Source organism: Sulfurospirillum sp. SCADC (assembly GCF_000743525.1).
Taxonomy (GTDB): Bacteria; Campylobacterota; Campylobacteria; order Campylobacterales; family Sulfurospirillaceae; genus Sulfurospirillum.
The window spans coordinates 89,383-97,235 of sequence record NZ_JQGK01000014.1; the positions used below are offsets into that span (position 1 = coordinate 89,383).

Here is a 7,853-nt window from a genome sequence, read left to right on the forward strand (position 1 = left end):
CATTATAGCTAATGGTTAAAAACCATTATTTTAAGCCTTAAATCACTTCAACTTTCATTGCCATGATCAAGCGCCTTCATAGAAAATTTAGGGAACCTGCACTATAATCTTTGATCTCAAATTATACGCATATCATGCTAGGAGCATACACACGCTATGAAACACTTACCATTTGCTACCGTTGGCTTTATTGCCACGTTTGTGGGGATTACAACCTTTTTTTCTTCAACCCTTTTTGCGGCTGATAATGCTGAAGGCGAAAAGAGCCGTCTGGCCTCTTTGGCAAAATTTACGCGCGTTTTAGCAACGATTGAAAAATATTATGTTGATGACATCAAAATTGATGACATCGTTAAAAAGTCAATTGAAGGACTTTTAACCAACCTCGATGCGCACTCTTCGTACCTCGATGAAAAACACTTTAAAGACCTTAAGATTCAAACCGATGGTGAATTTGGGGGACTGGGTATTACCGTAGGTCAAAAAGATGGCGCACTGACGGTGATTGCACCAATGGAAGGAACCCCTGCGGATAAAGCAGGTGTTAAAGCAGGTGACATTATCCTCAAAATCAACAAACAATCAACGCTTAATATGACCATCGATGAAGCGGTCAATATTATGCGTGGCAAACCTGGTACGGGTATCGAGCTCACATTGGTACGAGAAGGCGAGAATAAACCTCTCAGTATCTCTATCATTCGTGACATCATCAAAATCGAATCGGTTTACTCCAAGATCATTGAAAATGAAGATATCCTCTATATACGTGTTGTCAATTTCGATAAAAACATTGTTGGCGATGTTCAAGAAGCCATCACCAAAAACAAAAATGTCAAAGGTATTGTCTTAGATCTTAGAAACAACCCTGGTGGACTTTTAAACCAAGCTGTAGGCTTAGTGGATATTTTTGTGGATGAGGGCATCATCGTCTCTCAAAAAGGACGTGTTGAGTCTGAAAATGCCGAATACAAAGCAACCAAATCGGGAACCAATACCAAACTACCACTGGTTGTTTTAGTCAATGGCGGTAGTGCAAGTGCGAGTGAAATCGTCAGTGGCGCATTGCAAGATCATAAGCGAGCCATTATTATTGGTGAAAAAACCTTTGGTAAAGGAAGCGTTCAAGCGGTTCTTCCTGTTGTGGACAACGAAGCGATTCGTCTGACCATCGCACGTTATTACCTTCCAAGTGGTCGCACCATTCAAGCGGAAGGTGTTACCCCTGATATTACCGTTTATCCAGGTGCTGTACCCACAAAAGCTAATGAACAAACCCTTAAAGAGAAAGACTTGAAAAAACATTTAGAGGGTGAACTGAAAAAAGTCGATGAGAACAAAACGGAAGTAAAAGAGACAAAACCAAAAGCAAAAACCAAAGAGAAAACAAAAGCCGATAAAGAGATTGTAAGTCAAGAGAGTTTGTTCAAAGATTTACAACTTAAAAGTGCTGTTGATGCGATCAAAATACTTGCGATAAAAAAATAAGAGGAGAATCAGGTGAATAAAGGTGAATTGTTATACGAAGGTAAAGGTAAAAAACTGTTTTTGACAGACGATGAAAATCTTTTAATTTCAGTGTTTAAAGATGATTTGACAGCATTTAATGCCGAAAAAAGAGGCAATGAAGCAGGTAAAGGTGCACTGAATTGTAAAATTAGCACCCAATTGTTCCACCTATTGGAAAAACACGGCATCCAAACACACTTGGTTAAAACACTAAACGATACAGAGCAATTGATTAAAAAAGTAAAGATTATTCCTATTGAAGTGGTTGTTCGCAATATTGCAACAGGTTCACTTGCCAAACGTCTTGGTATTAAAGATGGTACGGTGCTTCCTTTTACCTTGGTAGAGTTTTACTATAAAGATGATGCACTGGGTGATCCTATCATTAATGATGAGCACTGCTTGTTGTTGAATCTTGTGAAAAGTGAGTCTGACCTTGAAGAGCTTAAACGCCTTGGTCGTGAGATTAACGTTATTATGAAAAGCTTTTTTGCGGAACGCAAACTCAAACTTGTTGATTTTAAAGTGGAATTTGGTGTCGATAAAGAGGGTAACATCCTTCTCTCCGATGAAATCAGCCCTGATAGCTGCCGTTTCTGGGACATGGATACCAATGAAAAACTGGATAAAGATAGATTTAGACAAGGCTTAGGCGATGTCAAAGTTGCTTATGAAGAAGTCTTAAAACGTATTCTATCTCACTAAAATCAAAGGAAAAGATTAACAATGAAAGTTATTGTCAACATTCAACTCAAAAATGGCGTTTTAGATCCCCAAGGGAAAGCCGTTCATCATGCACTTTCGTCTTTAAAATTTGACGAAGTGAATGACGTGCGTATTGGAAAGCAAATTATTCTGGACATTGCTGAAAGCGATAAAGCAAAAGCACACGAGAGAGTGACCATCATGTGCGATGAGCTTTTGGCCAATACCGTTATTGAAGATTACACCATCGAGTTTCCAGCATGCTAGTTGCCGTTGCTGTATTTCCAGGGACCAACTGTGAAATCGACACCAAATACGCTTTTGAAAAACTAGGACAAGAGGTTGTCCTTGTATTTCATAAAGAAGAAAAACTACCAGAGGGAACCGATTTAGTCGTACTTCCTGGTGGTTTTAGCTATGGCGATTATTTACGAAGTGCGGCTATTGCTAAATTTTCACCCATCATGAAAGCCGTCATTGACTTTGCCAATCAAGGTGGAAAAGTGCTTGGTATCTGCAATGGTTTTCAAATGCTGGTTGAAGCAAGACTCCTTCCTGGTGCTATGAAACGCAATGAGAATGTTCATTTTATCTCTCAGTTTCACCATCTTAAAGTGATTGCCAATGACAATACTTTTTTACAAAAATGCTCTGTGGGTGAACTTTTAAATGTGCCTATCGCACATGGTGAGGGAAGTTTTTACATTGATGAGGCGGGCCTTAAAGAGCTTTATGCCAACCATCAAGTCCTTCTGACCTACACCAATGAAAAAGGTGATGTTCAAAACCCTAATGGCTCGGTAGATTCTATCGCGGGTATTTGCAATCACGCTAAAAATGTCTTTGGACTTATGCCGCATCCTGAACGTGCCATCGAGAAGATTTTGGGCTCAGACGATGGTGTCAAAATGCTTGAGGGCTTTTTAAACTAACGTGATGAAGCAATTTTTCATACTCCTCGTACTCTCTTTAGCCTTTTTCGCTCCTGCTTTTGCCGCTGAAGAGAGTGCTTTTTCAGGAAGCTCAAAATCACTGTTTATCTCTGTTGAAGAAGCCCCTTCCAAAGTCTATGTGGGACAAATTTTTCCTGTAAAACTCAAAGCTATTGTGGCAAACAATACGATAGATGCTCTTGAAAATACTTTTTCAGGTGCCACCGGTGTCGAAGTGATGAATCCCCAAAATACGTGGGAACGCTCACGCGATAATACCTACTTCAACACCTTTTATTTTAAGATCAACACCACAACCGTTACGATGCCACGGCTGAGTGTTTCGTTGATGCAGCGAAAAGAGGCATTGGAGAGCGAGATCGTGACATTTACGACACCGCAATTGATTCAACTCAAAGCCGATCCTCTCTTTAGCAATGTCATTGCCCAAAACCTAAGCATCAACAAGTACAAAACCACTACGTTTGATGCTAAAAATGTAATTGTCGTTTTAGAGATTGAGTCCATTGGAGCCAACCTCCAAGATTTTAAACTCAGCGGAATCGCCAAAAGCGGTATTGATTCTTTTTCTGAAACAGAAACGAGTCAAAAAATCTATTACTATGCCATTGTGCCAAACTATCAAAAAAGCTTTGACTTTACCTATTTTGACCTCACAAGCAATAAATTTCATAAAATTTCTCTTCCAATTACGATTGAGAACAGTGAAGTTAGTACACAATTAGGGCTTAACCCCAAAGAGAGTATCTTTGAATTTTACAAAACCATCGGCTATGGCGTGCTCTCCTTTATCTTTTTTGTCATTTTCATTAAGCGCCGAAGATGGTACTATCTTCTCCTTTCATTGATCTTTTTAGCGCTTTTTTTCTTGGATCAAAATCCGTTGAATAATGCCAAACTTAAGAGCAATAGCAGCATTATGATTCTCCCCATGGAGCGCTCAACGGTCTTTTTTACAAGTGATAAAATCTTAGACATTGAAAAATTAGGCGAGAGGGAAAATTACATTAAAATCTTGCTTCCAGATGGAAAAATTGGATGGACTGACCGTGAAAATATTATCAAAAATTAGAGGGTTTTACGTGATGGTTGAGTTTGTCATCACGGTGTTGATTACGATTGTTTTGATGTATGCTTTTCGCAACCACACGCATCCGATCAGGCGTACATGGGGACGTTTGCAGACTTTTTTAATGGGCTTTAGCATCAAACAAACGGGTGAGGCAAACCCCACCACAACGCTTTTAGTCCTGAACCATCAAAGCCTTGTAGACATTGTTGCCCTTGAGACCATTTACCCTAAAAACCTCTGTTGGGTCGCGAAAAAAGAGATTCAAGATATTCCGCTTTTTGGGCATATTATTCCTGCACCTCGCATGATCTCAATCGATCGAAACGATAAACGCTCAATCATTAAGATGATCAAAGAAGGCAAAGAGCGCGTCAGTGAAGGACGCGTGCTAGCGATGTTTCCTGAGGGAACGCGCGGACGTGGAGATAAGCTTCTCAAATTCCAAAGTGGTGCGAAAATTTTGGCGGAGAAGTTAGAGCTTATTGTCCAACCAGCCATCATTGTAGGAACACGCCATATTTTTGATTCTAAAAATATTGATGCGCATGGTGGAGAAGTTCAGGTCATTTACCTCGATCCCATCAATCCTAAAGACGATGAGCAATGGTTTGAGAAAATGCACGCGGCAATGAGCAAGAGATTGGCGCTTGCGTTGGCTGTCCACTAAAAACTATTTTGAAAGTCACAAAAGTGGCTTTCAAATGCTTCTGATTTTGCTAAAATAACGCGAATTTTTTGAATGTGTCAAAAAACTTTCTTTACATGTAAAGCTTTTTGACACATTCAAACTACACATATTAAAGGATAGATTATGTCAAAACATCAATTTCAAACCGAAGTCACTCAGCTTTTAGACCTGATGATTCACTCACTCTACTCGAACAAAGAGATCTTTTTACGTGAACTTGTCTCCAATGCTTCCGATGCACTCGATAAATTAAACTATCTGACCCTCACCGATGAGAACTACAAAGCGCTCTCTTATACACCACGCATTGATATTGCTATCAATAAAGAAGCTAAAACGTTAACCATCAGCGATAGCGGTATCGGTATGAACGAAGCAGAATTGGTTGAAAATCTTGGAACGATTGCCAAAAGTGGCACCAAATCTTTTTTACAGAACCTTAGTGGCGATAAAAAGAAAGACTCTAGCCTCATTGGTCAATTTGGTGTTGGTTTTTACTCTGCGTTTATGGTGGCGACTAAAATCGAAGTGGTAAGCCGTAAAGCCGGTGAAGAAAAAGCGTATATGTGGAGCTCAACCGCAGGTGCGGAGTATGACATCACAGAAGTTTCCAAAGAGAGCCACGGAACATCCATTACGCTTTATCTCAAAGACGATGAAGATGAATTTTTAGAGTTTTACCGCATTCAAAACGTCATTAAAAAATACTCAAATCACATCCAATTCCCTATTTTTATGGATAAAGAGGTCAAAGAGTACGACGATGAAGGCAAAGAAAAAAGCACTGAAATCAAAAATGAGCAGATCAACAAAGCCAGTGCGCTTTGGACAGTAGCCAAAAGTCAAATCAAGCCTGAAGAGTACAAAGACTTTTACCAACAAATCTCTCACGATAGCACCGATCCACTTCTTTGGAGCCACACCAAAGCAGAGGGTACATTTGAGTACACCACCCTCTTCTACATCCCTTCAACGCCTCCAATGGACTTGTTTAGAATGGACTATAAACCAGGTGTTAAACTCTACGTTAAACGCGTTTTCATCACCGATGATGAGAAAGAGTTATTGCCAACGTATCTTCGTTTTGTCAAAGGTATTATCGATGCGGAAGACTTACCACTCAACGTTAGCCGTGAGATTTTACAACAAAACAGAGTCCTAGAAACCATCAAAAAAGCTTCGGTTAAAAAAATCTTGAGTGAGCTTAAATCTCTCAAAGAAAAAGAGAACGAGAAATACCTAGAGTTCTACAAAAACTTCGGACGTGTCATTAAAGAAGGTTTGTATAACGATTGGGACAATAAAGAAGCGCTACTAGAGCTTGTACTGTTCAAATCGTCAAAACGTGAAGGTTTAGTGAGCCTCAAAGAGTACAAAGAGGCAATGAAAGAAGATCAAAAAAGCATCTATTACATCACTGGTGAAAATGAGCGTATCCTTCGTAATTCTCCACTCATTGAGCAGTTTAAAGCCAAAGACATTGAAGTGTTACTGCTTGATGAAGAGGTCGATGCCATCGTCTTCCCAATGGTCGGTGAATACGACAAAACCCCGATTAAACCGGTCAATAACTCCGACATTGATGAAGAAATCAAAGAAGACAAAGCCAAAGTCGAAGAAGATGAGAAAACCTATAAAGAGATTTTGGTCAAAATGAAAGAAATCCTCAAAGACGACGCCAAAGATGTCAAAATCTCCAGCCGTTTGAGTGATTCTCCTTCATGCCTTGTCTACGATAAAAACGACCCAGATTTCCAAATGCAACAGATGCTAAAACAGATGGGACAAGACAATCTTCCTGCTGTTAAACCTATCTTGGAAATCAACCCTGAGCACGAAATTTTCAAAAAATTAAGTGCTAAAAGCGATTTGTTAGAGCTTAATGACATCGCTTTCTTGTTGCTTGACCAAGCCAAACTACAAGAGGGAATGAAGATCGAAGATACCGCAGCGTTTGCTAAACGCCTCAACCGCTTTATCGCAAAAGCACTTTAAAAATAGTTTTACATGTAAGGATTTTTCCTTACATGTAAAGACGACTAACCTTACCCATCATAAGCTACATCAAACCTCCATTTTCATAAAATATCACACATAGCAAAAATAGCGTAAAGTTACAAGTTTAGCCCAGCCCCCTATATCTTCTTATTTATTTGGGCATATCAGACTGTTTTGTATATAATGTTCGTTAAATAAATAGTTAGCATAAGGAAGTACTATATTTGATAGATTTTTTAAATCAACATTCCAGTGCAGTTTTTGCATTATTAGGTGCTCTTGGAAGTGGAATAATGTCTTTTACTGCATCTTGGATGCTTAAAAAACGTGACTTTTCTCTTCGACTTTGGGACAAATTGTTTGACAAAAGAATTAAAGCACACGAAAATGTAATTTCAATGGCTCTTGAAATGAGAGTAATGGTCTCATGGGGAAATTTTGAAGATGCAGGCGATGTTGCGAGAGCACCTCAAATTTTAATGTCAAAAGAAGAATTTGAACAGTGGTTTACAAAATTTACTCAATTAACCCTTGAAAGTAGTACATGGTTAACAACAGACTGTAAAAGAGAATTGAATTTTGTACAAGATTACTTAGTTACTTTGCACCAAAATTTATCAGGAGTACCAAGTGATATATATTTAAAAATTGGTCAAATGATTAAAGAAGATTTTATCGAACTATCAAGTAAGTTGGAAAAGAAAGCTTTTGACTTTTTTTCAAAAGAACTAGAACAATTAAAACTAAATAATCTTGATGATTGGCATAAATATGAACGTCCTATTACTGAAGAACGCCTAAATAGTCGACCCTGAAAAACAAGTAAAACCCTTATTTTTAGGGCTTTAGAAGCAATTTTGTAGTATAATTTCGACCATAAACAAGGGGTTTTACCCTCTATTTCTGGTCGAAAAGGATAGCTTTGCTT

Annotated in this window: 8 protein-coding genes; all 8 read left to right on the forward strand. The window is 38.7% G+C overall.

Annotated elements, in window-relative coordinates:
- The first annotated feature begins 156 nt into the window (after window positions 1-156).
- The 8 genes from JU57_RS09870 (at window position 157) to JU57_RS09905 (ending at window position 7,740) form a co-directional block, all read left to right on the forward strand.
- Window positions 157-1,488 carry a S41 family peptidase gene (locus JU57_RS09870; protein ID WP_051906791.1) on the forward strand — a complete coding sequence of 444 codons (1,332 nt, stop codon included), beginning with the start codon at window positions 157-159 and terminating at the stop codon, window positions 1,486-1,488.
- Between the two features lie 12 nt (window positions 1,489-1,500).
- A complete protein-coding gene (gene purC / locus JU57_RS09875) occupies window positions 1,501-2,214 on the forward strand; it encodes a phosphoribosylaminoimidazolesuccinocarboxamide synthase (RefSeq protein WP_037960322.1) in 714 nt (237 codons plus the stop codon).
- A 21-nt stretch (window positions 2,215-2,235) separates the two neighbouring features.
- Window positions 2,236-2,481: a phosphoribosylformylglycinamidine synthase subunit PurS gene (gene purS, locus JU57_RS09880; protein ID WP_037960324.1), complete on the forward strand. Its 246-nt coding sequence runs from the start codon at window positions 2,236-2,238 to the stop codon at window positions 2,479-2,481.
- Complete coding sequence (purQ, locus tag JU57_RS09885; RefSeq protein ID WP_037960327.1) at window positions 2,475-3,146, forward strand: phosphoribosylformylglycinamidine synthase subunit PurQ; 672 nt, start codon at window positions 2,475-2,477, stop codon at window positions 3,144-3,146. The genes purS and purQ overlap by 7 nt, the downstream gene beginning before the upstream one ends.
- 4 nt (window positions 3,147-3,150) lie before the next feature.
- Window positions 3,151-4,239, forward strand: a complete 1,089-nt coding sequence (locus JU57_RS09890; RefSeq protein WP_037960330.1) for a hypothetical protein — start codon at window positions 3,151-3,153, stop codon at window positions 4,237-4,239.
- A 13-nt stretch (window positions 4,240-4,252) separates the two neighbouring features.
- Window positions 4,253-4,906 (forward strand): lysophospholipid acyltransferase family protein, encoded by a 654-nt coding sequence (locus JU57_RS09895; protein WP_294877040.1) that lies wholly within the window; start codon window positions 4,253-4,255, stop codon window positions 4,904-4,906.
- Window positions 4,907-5,050: 144 nt separating this feature from the next.
- Window positions 5,051-6,922, forward strand: coding sequence for a molecular chaperone HtpG (gene htpG, locus JU57_RS09900; RefSeq protein ID WP_037960336.1), 1,872 nt, complete (start codon window positions 5,051-5,053; stop codon window positions 6,920-6,922).
- Window positions 6,923-7,149: 227 nt separating this feature from the next.
- Complete coding sequence (locus JU57_RS09905) at window positions 7,150-7,740, forward strand: hypothetical protein (protein ID WP_037960338.1); 591 nt, start codon at window positions 7,150-7,152, stop codon at window positions 7,738-7,740.
- Window positions 7,741-7,853 lie beyond the last annotated feature (113 nt).

Coding starts and splice junctions, on each gene's coding strand:
- JU57_RS09870 (WP_051906791.1), top strand. CDS start 157: ATGAAACACTTACCATTTGCTACCGTTGGCTTTATTGCCACGTTTGTG.
- purS (WP_037960324.1), top strand. CDS start 2,236: ATGAAAGTTATTGTCAACATTCAACTCAAAAATGGCGTTTTAGATCCC.
- purQ (WP_037960327.1), top strand. CDS start 2,475: ATGCTAGTTGCCGTTGCTGTATTTCCAGGGACCAACTGTGAAATCGAC.
- JU57_RS09890 (WP_037960330.1), top strand. CDS start 3,151: ATGAAGCAATTTTTCATACTCCTCGTACTCTCTTTAGCCTTTTTCGCT.
- JU57_RS09895 (WP_294877040.1), top strand. CDS start 4,253: ATGGTTGAGTTTGTCATCACGGTGTTGATTACGATTGTTTTGATGTAT.
- htpG (WP_037960336.1), top strand. CDS start 5,051: ATGTCAAAACATCAATTTCAAACCGAAGTCACTCAGCTTTTAGACCTG.